Annotated in this window: 9 protein-coding genes and 1 pseudogene; 5 read left to right on the top strand and 5 right to left on the bottom strand. The window is 71.9% G+C overall.

Annotated elements, in window-relative coordinates; translation table 11 throughout:
- Positions 1–168: 168 nt before the first annotated feature.
- The 3 genes from O0S08_RS23475 to O0S08_RS23485 all read right to left on the bottom strand — a co-directional run bounded on the left by O0S08_RS23475 (position 169) and on the right by O0S08_RS23485 (position 5,618).
- Positions 169–1,038, bottom strand: coding sequence for a hypothetical protein (locus O0S08_RS23475; protein ID WP_269041462.1), 870 nt, complete (start codon positions 1,036–1,038; stop codon positions 169–171).
- 197 nt (positions 1,039–1,235) lie between these two features.
- Positions 1,236–2,096, bottom strand: coding sequence for a hypothetical protein (locus tag O0S08_RS23480; RefSeq protein WP_269041463.1), 861 nt, complete (start codon positions 2,094–2,096; stop codon positions 1,236–1,238).
- Positions 2,097–2,579: 483 nt separating this feature from the next.
- Entirely contained in the window at positions 2,580–5,618 is a 3,039-nt protein-coding gene (locus O0S08_RS23485) for a BamA/TamA family outer membrane protein (protein ID WP_269041464.1), read from the bottom strand.
- 226 nt (positions 5,619–5,844) lie between these two features.
- Here O0S08_RS23485 and O0S08_RS23490 point away from each other — a divergent pair, with 226 nt between their 5' ends.
- The 5 genes and pseudogenes from O0S08_RS23490 to O0S08_RS23510 all read left to right on the top strand — a co-directional run bounded on the left by O0S08_RS23490 (position 5,845) and on the right by O0S08_RS23510 (position 11,663).
- A complete protein-coding gene (locus O0S08_RS23490; RefSeq protein WP_269041465.1) occupies positions 5,845–8,292 on the top strand; it encodes a hypothetical protein in 2,448 nt (815 codons plus the stop codon).
- A 247-nt stretch (positions 8,293–8,539) separates the two neighbouring features.
- Positions 8,540–9,835, top strand: a complete 1,296-nt coding sequence (locus O0S08_RS23495; protein ID WP_269041466.1) for an FG-GAP repeat domain-containing protein — start codon at positions 8,540–8,542, stop codon at positions 9,833–9,835.
- Positions 9,836–9,845: 10 nt separating this feature from the next.
- Positions 9,846–10,898 carry a sensor histidine kinase gene (locus O0S08_RS23500; RefSeq protein WP_269041467.1) on the top strand — a complete coding sequence of 351 codons (1,053 nt, stop codon included), beginning with the start codon at positions 9,846–9,848 and terminating at the stop codon, positions 10,896–10,898.
- 77 nt (positions 10,899–10,975) lie between these two features.
- Positions 10,976–11,065: pseudogene (locus O0S08_RS51300) on the top strand (DNA-binding response regulator); the annotation flags it as partial.
- 70 nt (positions 11,066–11,135) lie between these two features.
- Positions 11,136–11,663 carry a LytR/AlgR family response regulator transcription factor gene (locus O0S08_RS23510; RefSeq protein WP_269041468.1) on the top strand — a complete coding sequence of 176 codons (528 nt, stop codon included), beginning with the start codon at positions 11,136–11,138 and terminating at the stop codon, positions 11,661–11,663.
- 155 nt (positions 11,664–11,818) lie between these two features.
- Here the strand turns inward: O0S08_RS23510 and O0S08_RS23515 are convergent, their stop codons facing one another.
- Together O0S08_RS23515 and O0S08_RS23520 are read right to left on the bottom strand one after the other, a co-directional pair.
- On the bottom strand, positions 11,819–14,824 hold the full coding sequence (locus tag O0S08_RS23515) for a M16 family metallopeptidase (protein WP_269041469.1): 3,006 nt from the start codon (positions 14,822–14,824) through the stop codon (positions 11,819–11,821).
- A 147-nt stretch (positions 14,825–14,971) separates the two neighbouring features.
- A complete protein-coding gene (locus O0S08_RS23520) occupies positions 14,972–15,385 on the bottom strand; it encodes a nuclear transport factor 2 family protein (RefSeq protein ID WP_269041470.1) in 414 nt (137 codons plus the stop codon).
- Positions 15,386–15,441 lie beyond the last annotated feature (56 nt).

The raw sequence follows: 15,441 nt of genomic DNA on the forward strand, positions 1-15,441 counted from the left end.
CTGAACCTGTCTCGAAAGAACATCCTGTCTCGCAACCAAGAGCCCCTCGTGACGAGGGGAGCTCCAGTCCGGATGCGCGAAGTCGTCCTGCATGCGGCCTGGCGGCGCCCCGAATGACCTCCTGGCCGTCGGATTCGGTCGCTCGCGGATGCCTGCGACGACCTGTCGTCAGCCCGCGAGCCGCGCCCACGCATCGGCCCACGCACGCACCGCGATCGTCACCGCCCACGACGCGCTGCCCGGCCCCCAGGCCGTCAGCAGCACCCGCCGCTTGCGCCGCGACACGCACACACGCGGCCCGCCGCGCCGCTCGTGCTTCCACGTCAGCGGCGACTCCGTCTCGGCCCACGGCTGCTCGCCCAGCGCCGCCAGGCGCACCAGCTGGCACCACGGCAGCGGCACCACCAGCTGCGCCCCGGCCGGCAGCTGCTGCGACTCGATCACGAGCGCCGGCTCGTCGACCCCGCCGCCGCAGTCGAGCGTGACCTCTGCCAGGCGCAGCGTCGCGTCCCAGCTCGGCGGATCGTGCTGATGCGACGCGTGCCGGCCTCCCGGGTCGTACCCCATCCGCGCGATCGGCCCCGCGACCCGTTCCCGCAGCCGCGCCAGCCGCTCCGCGATCCCCCGTGGCGGATCGGGATCGACCTCCTGCTCGTGCACCACCGACTCGTGCAGCGAGTACCAGTACGGCCCGAGGCAGTCGCGGTAGCCGAGCCCCACCTCCTGGCCGCACGCGCACACCAGGTTGGGCAGCTCGGGCCCGTAGGAGGCCAGCCCGCAGCAGCCGACCGTGCGCCGCGGGTCGGAGTGCACGCCCAGCCACCACTTCGACATCGGCGCGAACACCCACGGGTAGTTCGCCGGTCGCTCCGAGAGGTGCGGCGCCGGGAGCAGCCCGCTGTCCCGGCGCACGAACCAGCCCGACGGCAACACCCACGTATGGCTGTCGTGCAGGTTCACCGCCTCCGCCAGCTCGAGCCGGCGCACCCACGGCGTCAACGCCTCGCCGCAGCGAGGACAACAGAACCGCGACTGCATCGCCGGCACCCTCCCATCCTACCGCGAACCCACGCGTGACGGTGCGCGCCGTGAGACCCGTGCCCTCGAGCACGACACATCACCGGGTCCATCGGCGAGCCGCCGCCCCGACCTTCGCCCGCACCGGCACTCCCATCAGCCGGCGAACCGCGCCCACGTCCGCGCCTCGATCGTCACCGCATCGCCTGGCCTTCCCGTCAGCCGGCGAACCGCGCCCACGCCTCGGCCCACGCCCGCGCCTCGATCGTCACCGCCCACGACGCATCGCCCGGCCCCCACGTCGTCAGCAGCACCTGCCGCGAGTGCCGCGACACGCACACCGCCGGCCCGTTGCCGTGCTGCCACGTCAGCGGCGACTCCGTCTCGGCCCACGGCTGCTCCTCCAGCACCACCAGGCGCACCAGCTGGCACCACGGCAGCGGCACCACCAGCTGCGCCCCGGCCGGCAGTTGCTGCGACGCGATCACGAGCGCCGGATCCTCGATCCCTCCGCCGCAGTCGACCCGCACCTCCCCCAGCCGCAGCGCCTCTCTCCAGCTCGACGGATCGTGGTGGAGGGGTTGCCTCCCTCCGGGCGCGTACCCTGCTCGCACGATCGGCCTCGCCACGCGCTCCCGCAGCCGCGTCAGCCGCTCCGCGATCGCCTGCGGCGGGGCGGCGTCGACCTCCTGCTCGTGCACCACCGACTCGTGCAGCGCATACCAGTACGGCCCGATGCAGTCGCAGTAACCGAGCCCCACCTCCTCGCCGCACGCACACACCAGGTTGGGCCGCTCGGGACCGAAGCACGCCAGCCCGCAGCAGCCGACCGTGCGCAACGGGTCCGAGTGCACGCGCAACCACCAATTCGTCATCGGCGCGAACACCCACGGATGGTTCGCCGGCCCATACGTGAACGCCGAGCCGGCGAGCAACTCGCTGTCCCGGCGCACGAACCAGCCCGAAGGCAGCACCCACGTGTTGCTCTCCTGCAGGTTCACCGCCTCCGCCAGCTCGAGCTCTCGCACCCACGGCGTCAGCGCCTCGCCACAGCGAGGACAGCAGAACCGCGATCGCATCGCCGGCACCTCCCCATCCTACCTCGAACCGTCGCTAGCCGCCTCTGCCTGCTCGCCGCCTGTGCGCGAGGACTCGCCGCGAACGAGGCCACGCCGTGATCGACGCGAGGAAGCGTCTGTTCGGCGGCCAGCCCTGGCCGTCGAACAGGCGCCCCGTGACCTGCTCGAAGCCCCCCCCTGCCATCGGAGCCCGCGACGGCGAGGCGGCCTCTCACGGCTGCAGCCGTGCCAGGGGTTCGGGGAAGGGTCGGCGGCGAATACGAGGCAGGATGTGCGCGAGGAACGAGCGCGCATCCAGACGCTGAACTCGCCGCCGACCCTTCCCCGGACCCCCCGCGAGGCGCAGTCGGCAATTCGCGAAGCGAGACCCCCAGGCCCCCGCGGACTCGAACCACGCATGTCCATCAGACCATGTCCAGAAGACCATGCCCCAACCACCATGCCCCAAAGAACATGCCCCTCACGACATGTCCCTTAAACCACTCAGAACGGCTGCAAGAACGTCAAGTTCACCCCGACACGCGGCAGCTGGAAGTCCCCCGGCGCCACCCCCTGGTAGTCCGCCAGGTAGTCGGGCAGCACCTCGTCGAGGCAGGCAGTGCGGCGGCGGACCAGCGGCACCGCCACGTCGAAGCGGACGAACTGCGGCGTCACTCCGAGCAGCTGCAAGAAAGCAGTCACCCCGTAGCCGACCTGCCCGTACCAGCTCTCCTTGCCGAACCACCCGCGCAGCGTGTCGCACGGCGACACCGACGCCACCCCTGTGAACAGCGTCCCGCCGATCCCGCGCAGCCAGAACAGGTGGACGAGGTTCACGTTGAAGTTCGACCAGAACATGTGGCGGTACTCGAGCTGCGCCAGCGCCACCCCGCGGCCGAACAGCTCGTTGCCGCCGTAGGCCCCGAGGCCGTCGACCCCGCCCGCGCGGACCAGGCTGCGGAACTCCGGCTGGCCGACCAGCGGCACCATCATCGTCAGCTCGAGCCGGCTCGCCAGAGTGTGCTGGTGGGCCAGCGGCCAGATGTGCACCCACGAGCCCGACAGGGTCAGGCTGTGGCGATGGTCGCGCACCGGCGGATCCTCGATCCGGATCGTCTCCTGCGCGTACAGGCCGAACGCCAGCCGGTGGCCGCGGTCGGGCCACAGGCTGAACTTGCGCGTGTCGTCGATGACCGACAGCGACTGCGCGAACCTCACCCCGGGGGTCCTGTCGAGCCCGTTGCCCGTCAGCGAGTGCACCTCGCCGAACAGGCGCACGCGACCGCGGCGGCGCCGGCGGTTGATCTTCTCGCCGAACCACATCGTCGCCCCCCCGCCGATCGCCGCCGCCGACTCGCGGTCGCGGTGCAGCTGCAGGTGGCCGAGCGATCTGAGGTCGCGGCGGCGGCTCATCTCGAACAGCACCCGCCCCGACAGCGCCTGCAGCCGCGACGCCGGCGTCTTCCCGGCCAGGAACTCCGACGCCGACACCTCGAAGCCGAAGCCCGTGTACACGAAGCGGAAGCTCGGCGGCGAGCGGTTGTTGTACAGCGGGTCGACGTTGCGGCGGCGGCCCTGCGGCTCCTCGAGCAGGCGCGCGCGCGGGTCGACCATCACCGAGCGCAGCCGGTTCTGCGTCTCGAGCGTGAACACGTGGTCGACCGTATCTGTCCCCGGGGACACCTCGATGTTGGTCCCCGACTTCGTCGACCCGTTCCACACCAGGTAGTGGCGCTGCCCGCCGCGCTCGGTCGCCAGCACCTGCACCGGCTCGATCGCCGCGTGTTCGCCGGCCCGGCGGATCGTGATCGTGTGGCGCCAGCGGCCGTCGTCGAGCTGCTCGCTGTCGACCTGCTGCACCGAGTAGTCGACCGGCGGGTACGGGGCCAGCCACTGGTCGAAGAACCACGCGAGCGACCGCCCGTACGCCGCCTCGGCCGCGGCCACCGGGTCGCCGGTGCGATCGCGGACGACCTTCTCGTAGAACGCCTCGCGCTGGGCCGGCGTCAGCAGGTCGATCATCTTCTCGTGGATCCGGCGCCCGGTCGGCAGCGGGTGCGAGAAGTACAGCGGGTGCAGGCGCAGCGGCAGCACGTCCTCGCTGCCGCGGAAGTAGCTCTGCGCGAACGCGGCCTGCCCGGTGTAGAGGAAGTTGTCGACCATCGGCACGAACGTGATCCGGCGCAGGATGTCGCTGGCGAACTCGTCGCCCTGCGCCCGGCGGGCCCGCCACACGTCGAGCAGCGCCGTCGCGGTCGCGTCGTACAGCCACAGGTCGGTCGACGGGTCGTGGCGACCGACGTAGGCCCCGTACATGATCGCGTCGAGGACCGCCCGGGCCGTCGCCGCCTGATGGAAGCCCTGGAACCGCCGCCCCGGCGACACCTGCAGGAACTGGTCGCTGACCAGCACCGCCGACGGGTGCGCCTGGGCGATCTCGGCGCGCAGCGGCCCCTGCACCAGCAACAGGCGACTGTCCGGCGGCGGCTCCAGCCCCGCGATCGTGGCCACGTCGACCGCCTCGCGGCCGATCCGCAGCAGGTGGCCGGGCACGTCGCGGTACAGCTGCAGCTTGCGCTCTTCGGGCACCTGGTCGCCCGGGCGCCAGAACATGTGCAGCACCTCGATCTCCACCCCGCGGTGGATCTCGCGGGCCCGCTTCCAGCGCGGGCCCCAGAACACCTCCGGATAGGCCACCTCCGCCGCCCCGACCGCGCCGCTGGCGACCACCAGCTCGTCGCGCCCGAGCAGCTTCGCCTCGCGGGCCGTCGGGACATGTCCTGGAGACCATGTCGGGACCGAGGCGAACCGCGCGTCGACGGTCCAGCGCGCCGGCGCCACCACCCGCGCGTCGGGGTCGAGCCGCGCCCCGCCGCGGGCCTTCACGCTCGGCAGCGGCGCCACCGCCCCGCTCAGGCTGCAGCGCCGGCGCGAACAGCCGAACGGCCAGTAGCGGCGCGGCACCTCGACCGTGTACGCGAGCGTCAACGTGTCTGTCCCTTCGGACAGGGTCACCTCGACGTCGCGGCGCGAGTTCGGCTGCCGCACCCCGGTCGCCCCCGAGTGTTCGCCGACGACCAGCTTGCCGCGGCGGAACGGCCCGTCGAGGTAGGTCGCCTTGGCCACCTCGTCGAGCTCGACCGGCTCGCGCTCGAGCGCCTCGGCGAAGTTCAGCAGCACCAGCTCCTCGCCGGCGCGGGCCGGCCGGCTGAGCTTGTAGGTCGCGTGACCGACGGCCGCGCCCCCGGACCGCGGCACGTGGCGACCGTCGGGCAGCCGCTCCCCGCCCCGCACGACCTCCAGGCGGACCTCGACCGCCGTCACCTCGAGCTCGTCGCTCGTCAGCGCAGCCGTCGGCGCCGGGTCCGTCGGCGGTCCGGTCCCGGGCCCCGGCGGCGCGTGAGCTTGCGGCGGCGACAGGTCCGACGGATTCCAATCGGCCCCTGGCGGCGGCTCATCGGCCTCGGCACGCGTCAGCAGGGGCGGCGGTCCGCGGACGGCCCACGGATGGGCGCTCGCGGCCGGGGTCGCTGTCGCTACCATGAGTCCGACCAACCACGGCGCGAGCAGCCCACTGGACAACCGCGCTCTTCTGGGGCCAGACACCGCCGGCCTTGAGAGTGCCCGACCTCTCCCCACCGCACCAGGGCCAGCCGCACACCCGGCGTTCAGCGCGGGTTTGACCCCCGGTTTCCCGCCACGAGCTTGCCGATCGGCCCGGCCGGGCTCTACAGTCATGGAAGGCGGGTCCCGCCGGAGCTTAAACGCCATGACTTCGCTTTCTCGATGGTTCCGCGGCGCGCGCGCGGCAGGTTCGAACGGATCGTCGGAGGTGGCCGTCGCGCCGGCCCCGACGGCACAGGCCCGACCGCTGCCGGTGAGCGAATGGCTCCGCGGCTTCGCCCTCGGCCTCCTCGTCGCCGTGGGTTGCGGCCGCAGCGACTATCTCGGCCCCTGTGCCAGCGACGCCGACTGCGGCGACGGCTACATCTGCACCGCCGAGGGCGCGTGCATCGAGGTCGGCGGCGAATGTATCGTCGACGCCGACTGCCCGGACGGGGAGAAGTGCCTCAATTACGAGTGCGTCGGCCCGCAGGTGTGCGACGACAACCTCGAGTGCCCGCCCGGCACCATCTGTGTGATCCCCGAGGGCGAGGACATGGGCGTCTGCCAGGGCCCGCCGCCGACCTGCCCGCCCTGCCCCGTGGGCACCGAGTGTGACGGCAACGGCCAGTGCGTCCCGGTCGACCCGCCCGCCTGCCAGAACGACTTCGAGTGCCCCGAGGGCCAGCTCTGCATCGACGGCCAGTGCGCGCTGCCCGGCGAGTGCGAGTTCGACTTCGAGTGCCCGTTCGAGCAGCAGTGCGTCGAGGGCCAGTGCGTCCCGGTCGGCTGCGACTTCTGCCAGTGCGAGAACGACTTCGACTGCCCGTTCGGCCAGCTGTGCGTCGACGGCTTCTGCCAGGCCGAGTGCTTCAGCAACGACCAGTGCCCGTTCGGCGAGGTCTGCATCGACGGCAGCTGCGTCCAGGGCGAGTGCAGCATCGACGCCGACTGCCCGCCCAACCAGGTGTGCGAGAACGGCTTCTGCCAGGCCCAGTTCTGCTTCGACAACACCGACTGCGACCCCGGCGAGCAGTGCGTCGACTTCCAGTGCGTGCCCGGCGGCATGTGCACCATCGACGCCGACTGCCCGCCCGGCAACCAGTGCGAGAACGGCTCCTGCGTGCCGATCACGGGCTGCCAGACCGACCTCGACTGTCCTCCGGGACAGCAGTGCCAGGGCGGCGTGTGCATCCCCGGCCAGCTGTGCATGACCGACGCCGACTGCCCGCCCGGCGAGCAGTGCGTCGGCGGCGTCTGCTTCTTCCCGCCCGAGTGCATCACCGACGTCGACTGCCCGGCCGGCCAGCTGTGCGTCGACGGCGACTGCCAGGATCCGCCGCCGCCGATCTGCATGAGCGACGTCGACTGTCCCCCGGGACAGATCTGCAACCAGCAGACCAAGATGTGCGAGCTGAAGCCGCCGCCGCAGTGCATCGACAACGACGACTGCCCGGTCGGCCAGATCTGCGACGCCAACCAGCAGTGCGTCCCCATCGTCCCCCAGTGCATCGACAACGACGACTGCCCGGTCGGCCAGATCTGCGACGCCAACCAGCAGTGCGTCCCCATCGTCCCCCAGTGCATCGACAACGACGACTGCCCGGTCGGCCAGATCTGCGACGCCAACCAGCAGTGCGTCCCCATCGTCCCCCAGTGCATCGACAACGACGACTGCCCGGTCGGCCAGATCTGCGACGCCAACCAGCAGTGCGTCGACGCTCCGCCCCCGCAGTGCATCGACAACGACGACTGCCCGGTCGGCCAGATCTGCGACGCCAACCAGCAGTGCGTCGACGCTCCGCCCCCGCAGTGCATCGACAACGACGACTGCCCGGTCGGCCAGATCTGCGACGCCAATCAGCAGTGCGTCCCCATCGTCCCCCAGTGCATCGACAACGACGACTGCCCGGTCGGCCAGATCTGCGACGCCAACCAGCAGTGCGTCCCCATCGTCCCCCAGTGCATCGACAACGATGACTGCCCGGTCGGCCAGGTCTGCGACGCGAACCAGCAGTGCGTCGACGCTCCGCCCCCGCAGTGCATCGACAACGACGACTGCCCCGTCGGCCAGATCTGCGACGCCAATCAGCAGTGCGTCCCCATCGTCCCGCAGTGCATCGACAACGACGACTGCCCGGTCGGCAAGATCTGCGACGCCAACCAGCAGTGCGTCGACGCTCCGCCCCCGCAGTGCATCGACAACGACGACTGCCCGGTCGGCCAGATCTGCGACGCCAACCAGCAGTGCGTCGACCCCCCGCCGCCCGTGTGCGTGGGCAACGAGGACTGCGCCCCCGACGAGGTCTGCATCGCCAGCACCTGCACCTTCATCGGCGAGTGCAGCACCGACGCTCACTGCTCGCCGGGTCAGACCTGCCAGGCGGGCGTGTGCACCGGCGCTCCCGAGTGCACGCAGAACGCCGACTGCGACCCCAACGAGTTCTGCCTGTTCAACGAGTGCTTCGCGCCGAAGATGTGCGTCAAGAACAAGGACTGCGACGTCGGCCAGATCTGCGTGTTCGGCCTGTGCTCCGCCGGGGTCGAGTGCGCCGAGCACGTCGACTGCCCCGTCGGTCAGGGCTGCTTCGAGGGTCACTGCAACGCAGTGTGAGCGGCGAGCTGCCCCGACCTGCGCGAGCCCGCGGCGCCCGTCGCTGCGGGCTCGCTCGCGATCCGACACCGAGCGCGCCACCCACGACCTGAGCGGCAGCGATCGCACGAGCCCCGGAGCCGAGCGCCCCGCTCGTGGAGCGACCGCCCACCGCTCGTTCCGCGCGCGCCCCCGTTGGTGCCGCCGACGCAGTCGTTCGTGCCGCAGCCCGCCCGGCTCGCCGCGGCCCGCGGTCCAATCGGTCGCCATGCCACGCGCCCTCGTCGTCGTCCTCGTCGCCCTCGCCGCCTGTACCCCGCCGCCGGCCGCCGGAGGGACTGCCACCACCGGTCCCGGCGGCACGAGCACGACAGGCACCCGCTCGACCTCCGAGGTCCCCGGCTCGACCTCCGCCTCGCTCACGACCACCACGACCACCACGACCACCACAAGCACGACCCCCGGCGACGGCGTCTGGTACGACGACGTCACTGCCACCTTGCCGGGCCCCTCGACCACGGGCCAGACCATGGAGGCGCGGGCCGCCGACCTCGACGGCGACGGTGACCTCGATCTGCTGCTCGCCAAGGAGTGGCAGCCCAACGCCCTGCTCCTGAACGATGGGACAGGTCGTTTCACCGACGCCTCCGACCGGATCCCGCAAGCCATCCACGACCACGAGGACATCGCCATCGCCGACCTCGACGGCGACGGCGACCTCGACCTCGTCGTCGCCAGCGAGGACGACGCCGCCAAGGAGCTCTACCTCAACGACGGCGCGGCCCACTTCCTCGACGCCTCCGACCGCCTGCCGCAGCTCGGCAAGTCGAACGCGGTCGCCGCCGCCGACATCGACGGTGACGGCGACCGCGACCTCGTGTTCGGCTGCGACGGCGCCGAGCGGATCCTCGTCAACGACGGCGCCGCGATCTTCAGCGACGAGTCGGCGGTGCGGATCGCCCCGGCCACCGACGTCACCCAGGACGTCGCCCTCGCCGACCTCGACGGCGACGGCGACCTCGACCTCGTGCTCGGCAACGAGGACGGCAACCGCCTGTTCCTCAACGACGGCGCCGGCAACTTCACCGACGTCACCGACGCTCGCCTGCCCGCGCCCGAAGCGCCCGAGGAGACGCGCAACGCCGACCTCGGCGACCTCGACGGCGACGGCGCCCCCGACCTCTACTTCTCCAACGTCGGCTTCATCCCCGGCCGCGACCCCCAGGATCGGCTGCTGATCAATGACGGCACCGGCGCCTTCACCGACGAGACCCTCACGCGCCTCGGCGTCGAGAAGTGGTGGACCATGGACACCGACTTCGTCGACGTCGACCAGGACGGCGACCTCGACCTCGTGCAGGCCATCATCCCCGCAGGCAAGCGCTACCGCCTGCGCCTCAACGACGGCGCCGGCGTCTTCACCGACGTCACCGACACCCACTTGCCCGCCACCGCGCTCGGCGCCGGCGTCGAGGTCGAAGCCGCCGACTACGACGGCGACGGCGACCTCGATCTCTACCTCACCGGCTTCGACAGCCCTGACCGCCTGCTGCTCCGCAAGTAACATGGCCCGCGTGCGCCCCGTGCTCCGCGCTCTCGGCCTGTGGCTCGCGGTCGTGGCGGTCTTCGCCGCCAAGACCTGGCTGTCGCTGCGCGTCATCGACCGGCCCGCCCCGCTCGCCGACATCCTCGTCGGCGAGCTGCTCACCTTCGCCCCGTGGCTCCCGCTGGCGCCGCTGGCCCTCCTGGCCGCGCGGCGCTTCCCGCTGGTCGGCGAGGGCCGCGGCCGTCACCTCGTCGTCCTCCTCGGCGTCGGCGTCGGCCTCGCGCTGGCGCACGTCGTCCTCGGGGTCGTCCTCGCCGCGCTGGTCCGCGGCGAGTGGTGGCCGCTCCCCGAGCTCCTCGAGCAGGTGCGCCAGACCATCCCGCGCGCCGTCGGCCCGCACCTCGTCGTCTACGCCGCGCTGGTGGCCGTCGCCCACGCCCTCGCGTTCCGCCGCGACGCCGAGGCCCGGGCCCGCCGCGCCGCCGCGCTCGAGGGCGCGCTCGCCCGCGCCGAGCGCGATCGCCTGCGCATGCAGCTGCACCCGCACTTCCTCTTCAACACCCTGCACGCGGTCTCGGCCCTGATGACCCGCGACGTCGCCGGCGCGCGGCGCATGATCGCCGGCCTCAGCGAGCTGCTGCGGATCTCCCTCGACGACGACGACGACGACGTCCCGCTGGCGCGCGAGCTCGAGATCCTCGACCTCTACCTCCGGATCCAGCAGACCCGCTTCGCCGATCGCCTGACTGTCACGATCGACGTCGAGCCCGCGGCGCGCGCCGCCCGGGTGCCGAAGTTGCTGCTGCAACCACTGGTCGAGAACGCGATCCGCCACGGCGTCGAGCCGCGGGCCGGCGGCGGTGCGCTCGAGCTCGAGGCCCGACGCCGCGGCGATCGCCTGCACCTCGAGCTCCGCGACGACGGCGCCGGCCTGTCCTCTCGCGCACGCGAGGGCGTCGGCCTCGGCAACACCCGCGCGCGGCTCGAGAAGTCGTACCCCGGCGACCACCGCTTCTCGCTCGCCCCGCGCGACGGCGGCGGCGTGGTCGTCGGCATCGACCTGCCGTTCCGCGCGGAGTAACCTCGATGTCGACGCACATGGCCATCCGGGCGCTGATCGTCGACGACGAGCCGCTCGCGCGCGACCTCCTGCGCGAGATGCTGGCCGCGCACCCGCGCGTGGCCGTCGTCGGCGAGTGTGGCGACGGCGCCGAGGCCGTGCGCGCCATCGATCGCCTCGCCCCCGACGTCGTCTTCCTCGACGTTCAGATGCCGGAGATGAGCGGCTTCGAGGTCGTCGCGGCCGTCGGCGCCGCGCATGCCGAGGGTCGTGTTCGTCACCGCCCACGATCGCTACGCGGTGCAGGCGTTCGAGGTCCACGCGCTCGACTACCTGCTCAAGCCGTTCGACGACCAGCGCCTGGCTCGCGCCGTCGCCCGCCTCGACGCCGCCGGCGACGGCCTCCACGCCCGCCTGGCCGCCCTGCTGGCCGAGCGCGCCCCCGCCCGGCCCGAGCGGCTGGTGATCCACGACGGCGGCCGGGCAGTGTTCGTCCCGCTGGCCGAGGTCGACTGGATCGAGGCCGCCGGCAAGTACGTCGTCGTCCACGCCGGCGCCGCCAGCCACGTCCTGCGCGAGTCGATCTCGACCCTCGAGGCCGAGCTCGACCCGCGCAGCTTCGCCCGGATCCACCGCTCGACGATCGTCCGCGTCGAGCGGATCGCCGAGGTCCGCAGCCTGCTCGGCGGCGACTACGAGGTGCTCCTGCGCGACGGCACCAGCCTCACCACCAGCCGCGGCCACCGCCACCGCGTGCAGGCCCTGCTCGGCCGCCGCGGGACATGAACCCGAGGACATGCCGCGGAGGACATCTCGGAGCGGGCCAGCCCTGCTCCGCGCCGCCGCACGCGCCCGCAGGGGCATGCTCCTCACGCCATGTCGGATAGGACATGTCCCAGACAACATGCCCGGGAAGACATGCCCTCCGGGACAGCCCTCGCTCAGCGCGCCGCGGCCGCGCTGGTCTGCCCCTTGGGAAAACTCCCGTAGGAGAACAGCGCCGCCGGGGCGACCTCGACCACGTCGGCGATCTTCTTCAGCCCCTCGAGGTCGACGCGCTCGCGGTTGCCGATCAGGCCGACGATCGGGGGCACCGCGGCGAAGCTCGCGGCGAAGCCCTGCAGCTGCTCCTGCGTCATCCCGCCGATCGTCTGCCACACCCACGGGCGCGGGTCGGACTTCTCGCCCAGCTCGTCCCACGCGTGGACCATCCACGCGCTCGCGCGCGGGTCGACGCGGCTGCTGCGGTACTCCTGCTCGATGGCCGCCCGCGTCGAACCCAGGCGCACGCCGTCGAGCGGGCGCCCGAGCAGCTCGAAGAACACCTTGAGCGCCTCCGAGGTCTTGTCCGACTGCGTGCCGAGCCCGCCGCGCAGCGCCCACGCGTCGGTCGGCCGCGGGCCGGCGAACAGGATGCCCCACGCGTAGTAGACCAGCCCTCGCGCCTCGCGCAGCTCCTGGAACAGCAGCGTGTTCATGCCGCCGCCGAGGTACTCGCTGAGCAGCCGGGCCGCCGGCCGCTGCTCGCGGGCCAGCGCTTGCGACGGCAGGGCGACCGCGATCGTCGACTTGGCGACGTCGCGGTGGGTGAAGTAGAGCGTCGGCTTCGGCACCTTGCGGTAGACCACCGGCGGGCGCTGCGGCAGCTTGCGGTGGTCCTTGCCGAGCGCGACCACCTTGGCCGCCTCGGGCGCCGCGCGCGGGCCGAAGTAGAGCGTCTTGTGCTGGTGGTCGAGGAACTCGCGCGCCAGCTTGGCCAGCGCCGCCGGCTTGGCCGCCACGATCTGCGCGTTGGTCGGCGCGTGCAGGTACTCGCTGTCCTTGCCGTGGATCGCGTAGTCGGCCAGCGCCCCGGCCAGCTCGTCCGGGTCCTCCATCGCGTCGCGGCGGGTGCTGATCACGTTGTCGGCGATCCCGCGCAGCACGACCGGATCGATCTTCACCTCGCGCAGCCAGCGATCGACCAGCGCCAGGCTCTGCTCCATGTTGGCGTCGACGCCCTCGACGGTGATCGCGCTCTCGTGCGCGTCGCACGAGAAGCGGACGCTGGTGCCGAGCGCGAACAGCTGCTTCTTCAGCGCCTCGGCCGACAGGTCGCCGGCGCCCGACTGCTCGACCACGTCGAGCGCGTGGCACAGCATGCGCTCGCGCTTGTGCCCGCGCTCGAACCGGTAGGTCAGCGAGAACAGGTCGTTGCGGCCGTTCTTGACCGCGACCAGCGGCCCGCCCGGCAGCTCCGCGCGGGCGTAGTGGGTGCCCTCGACCAGCCACTCCGGCTCGAGCTGCTTGGCCGGCCGCTTGAGCGCCGCCTCGGCGAACGCGCTGTGCCGCTCGGGGTGCAGCTCGACCGCCGTCAGCGTCGGCTTGTCGATCTTGGCCACCTCGGGCTTGCCGGCGCGGCGGTGGACCGCGCTGAAGTTCGGGCCGAGGTACCGGTTGGCGACCCGGATGACGTCGTCGCGGGTGACCTCGCGGATCTTGCGGTCGCGGGTGACGACGTGCTTCCACGAGCGGCGCTGGATGAACGCGTCGGTCATCTTGCGCGCGCGGAAGTCGTTGCTCTCGCGGGCCCGCTTGTCGGCGATGTCCTGGTTGAGCACGATCGCCTTGACGTCCTCGGGCGTGAACTCGCCGCGCTTCAACTTCTCGACCACCCCGAGCAGCAGCGCCTCGATCTGCTCGTGCGTCTGGCCCTCGCGCAGCTGCGCGCGCACCGTGAACCACCCCGCCTCGGTCAGGAACGAGCTGCCCGCCGAGGCCGACGGCACCTTCTGGCTCAGCTCGAGCTCGACGTTCAGGAGGCCGCTGGTGCTGTTGTCCATCAGCCAGTCCATCACCGTCAGCGCCGGCTCGTCGGCCTGGTCGGCCGCCGTGGTCTGCCAGGCCAGCACGACCTCCTGCTCGCCCTCGGCGACCACGTCCGACTGCACCCGCGCCTCGATCGGCGTCAGCGAGCCCTTGTCGAGCAGCTCCAGCCCCTTCGGCTCGAGCTTGCCGAGCGTCTGCTCGAGCTTCGGCAGCGCGGTGGCGGCGTCGATGTCGCCGGCCAGCACGACCGCCATGTTGTTCGGCACGTACCAGCGCTTGAAGTAGTCGACCATGTCCCCGTAGGCGGGGACCTTCAGGTGCTCGATCTCGCCGATCGTCGTCTGCGTGCCGTACGGGTGGCGCGGGAACAGGTTGCGGGTCGTCGCGTAGAAGGTCCGCACCCACGGGTTGTCGAGCGACAGGTTCTTCTCCTCGTAGACCGCCTCCATCTCGGTGAAGAACAGGCGGAACACCGGATCGCGGAACCGTTCGCCCTCGACGTCGGCCCACACGTCGAAGCGGTTGCTCGGCACGTCGACGACGTAGACGGTCTGGTCGAACGAGGTGAACGCGTTGAGGTCGGCGATCCCGAGCTCGGCGTAGACGCGGTCGAACTCGTTCGGGATCGCCGTGGCCGCGACCCTCTGGTTGGCGGCGTCGAGCTCGGCGAACAGCTGCTTGCGCTTCTCGGGGTCGGTCGTCGCCCGCAGGTCGCGGTACAGCTGCTCGATGCGGGCCAGGTGCGGCGCCTCGGCCGCGTAGTCGAGGGTGCCGAGCTCGTCGGTGCCCTTGAACAGCATGTGCTCGAGGTAGTGCGCGAGCCCGGTCGAGTTCGCCGGATCGGAGCGGCTGCCGGCGCGCACGGCGATCCAGGCGTCGAAGCGCGGCTTCTGCCGGTCGGTGCTGATGTACACGGTCAAGCCGTTGCTCAGCCGGTGCACCGAGACCGCCAGCGGATCGTCGGGCAGCGCTTCATGCGTCGGCGGCAGATCGGAGGCGGCGACGATGAGGTCGCGGAGCGCCTCGGGGCTGGCCTTCTGCGCCTCGCCGGGGGGCGTCGTGGTGGAGGTCGAGGCGGTCTTGCAGGCGACGGCGCTGAGGACGAAGGCGCCGAACAGGCGCGAGGCGGTCGTGGACATCGAGGCGATCCGGGACAGGGGCCCTGCATCTTACGCCCCCGCGATCGCGGCCACGCCGGCTTCGTGGCGCGCGAACATGGTTCGACGCCGCGGGCCGGCGAGACGTCGATCACGCCCTCGGCCCGCGAACCGACCCGCGCACCCGGGTCAATTCGGCATCTGTCCCGAAGACCCCACCGGCCCCGAGGGCGGCCGGCCGCCGCGACGCCGCACCACCGGCCCAGCGTGGTGATGCACCATCTTCCACTCGCCGTCCTCACGCACGAAGATGTTGGTCGCCACCAGCTCGGTGTCGCCGATCGTCTGGGCACAGATGACGTAGCCCATGTCCTCGCCGGGGAACGCCTCGGCGGCGCCGTACTCGATCTCGCGCGGCGCAGAGCCGGCGAGGATCGCCTGCCAGCTCTCCATGATCTCCTCGCGCTCGACCAGCGGGGTCCACCCCGGATGCACGCACGTCACCGGCACCACGCGAGCCCACACGTCGTCCATCGCGCTCAGGTCGGCGCGAGAGAAGGCCTCGTAGAATCGACGGTTGGCGGCCAGCAGCGCGTCGCTCATCTGCGGCAGATATAGCAGCCGCCGTCGCCGGCGGCTCGCGCGGAACATTGCTCGTC

The organism is Nannocystis punicea (assembly GCF_026965555.1).
Classification (GTDB): Bacteria; Myxococcota_A; Polyangia; order Nannocystales; family Nannocystaceae; genus Nannocystis; species Nannocystis punicea.

What these genes read in the sequence shown, in the direction of transcription:
- O0S08_RS23475 (WP_269041462.1), bottom strand. Translation starts at nt 1,038, where the DNA reads ATGCAGTCGCGGTTCTGTTGTCCTCGCTGCGGCGAGGCGTTGACGCCG.
- O0S08_RS23480 (WP_269041463.1), bottom strand. Translation starts at nt 2,096, where the DNA reads ATGCGATCGCGGTTCTGCTGTCCTCGCTGTGGCGAGGCGCTGACGCCG.
- O0S08_RS23510 (WP_269041468.1), top strand. Translation starts at nt 11,136, where the DNA reads ATGCCGAGGGTCGTGTTCGTCACCGCCCACGATCGCTACGCGGTGCAG.
- O0S08_RS23485 (WP_269041464.1), bottom strand. Translation starts at nt 5,618, where the DNA reads ATGGTAGCGACAGCGACCCCGGCCGCGAGCGCCCATCCGTGGGCCGTC.
- O0S08_RS23490 (WP_269041465.1), top strand. Translation starts at nt 5,845, where the DNA reads ATGACTTCGCTTTCTCGATGGTTCCGCGGCGCGCGCGCGGCAGGTTCG.
- O0S08_RS23495 (WP_269041466.1), top strand. Translation starts at nt 8,540, where the DNA reads ATGCCACGCGCCCTCGTCGTCGTCCTCGTCGCCCTCGCCGCCTGTACC.
- O0S08_RS23520 (WP_269041470.1), bottom strand. Translation starts at nt 15,385, where the DNA reads ATGAGCGACGCGCTGCTGGCCGCCAACCGTCGATTCTACGAGGCCTTC.
- O0S08_RS23515 (WP_269041469.1), bottom strand. Translation starts at nt 14,824, where the DNA reads ATGTCCACGACCGCCTCGCGCCTGTTCGGCGCCTTCGTCCTCAGCGCC.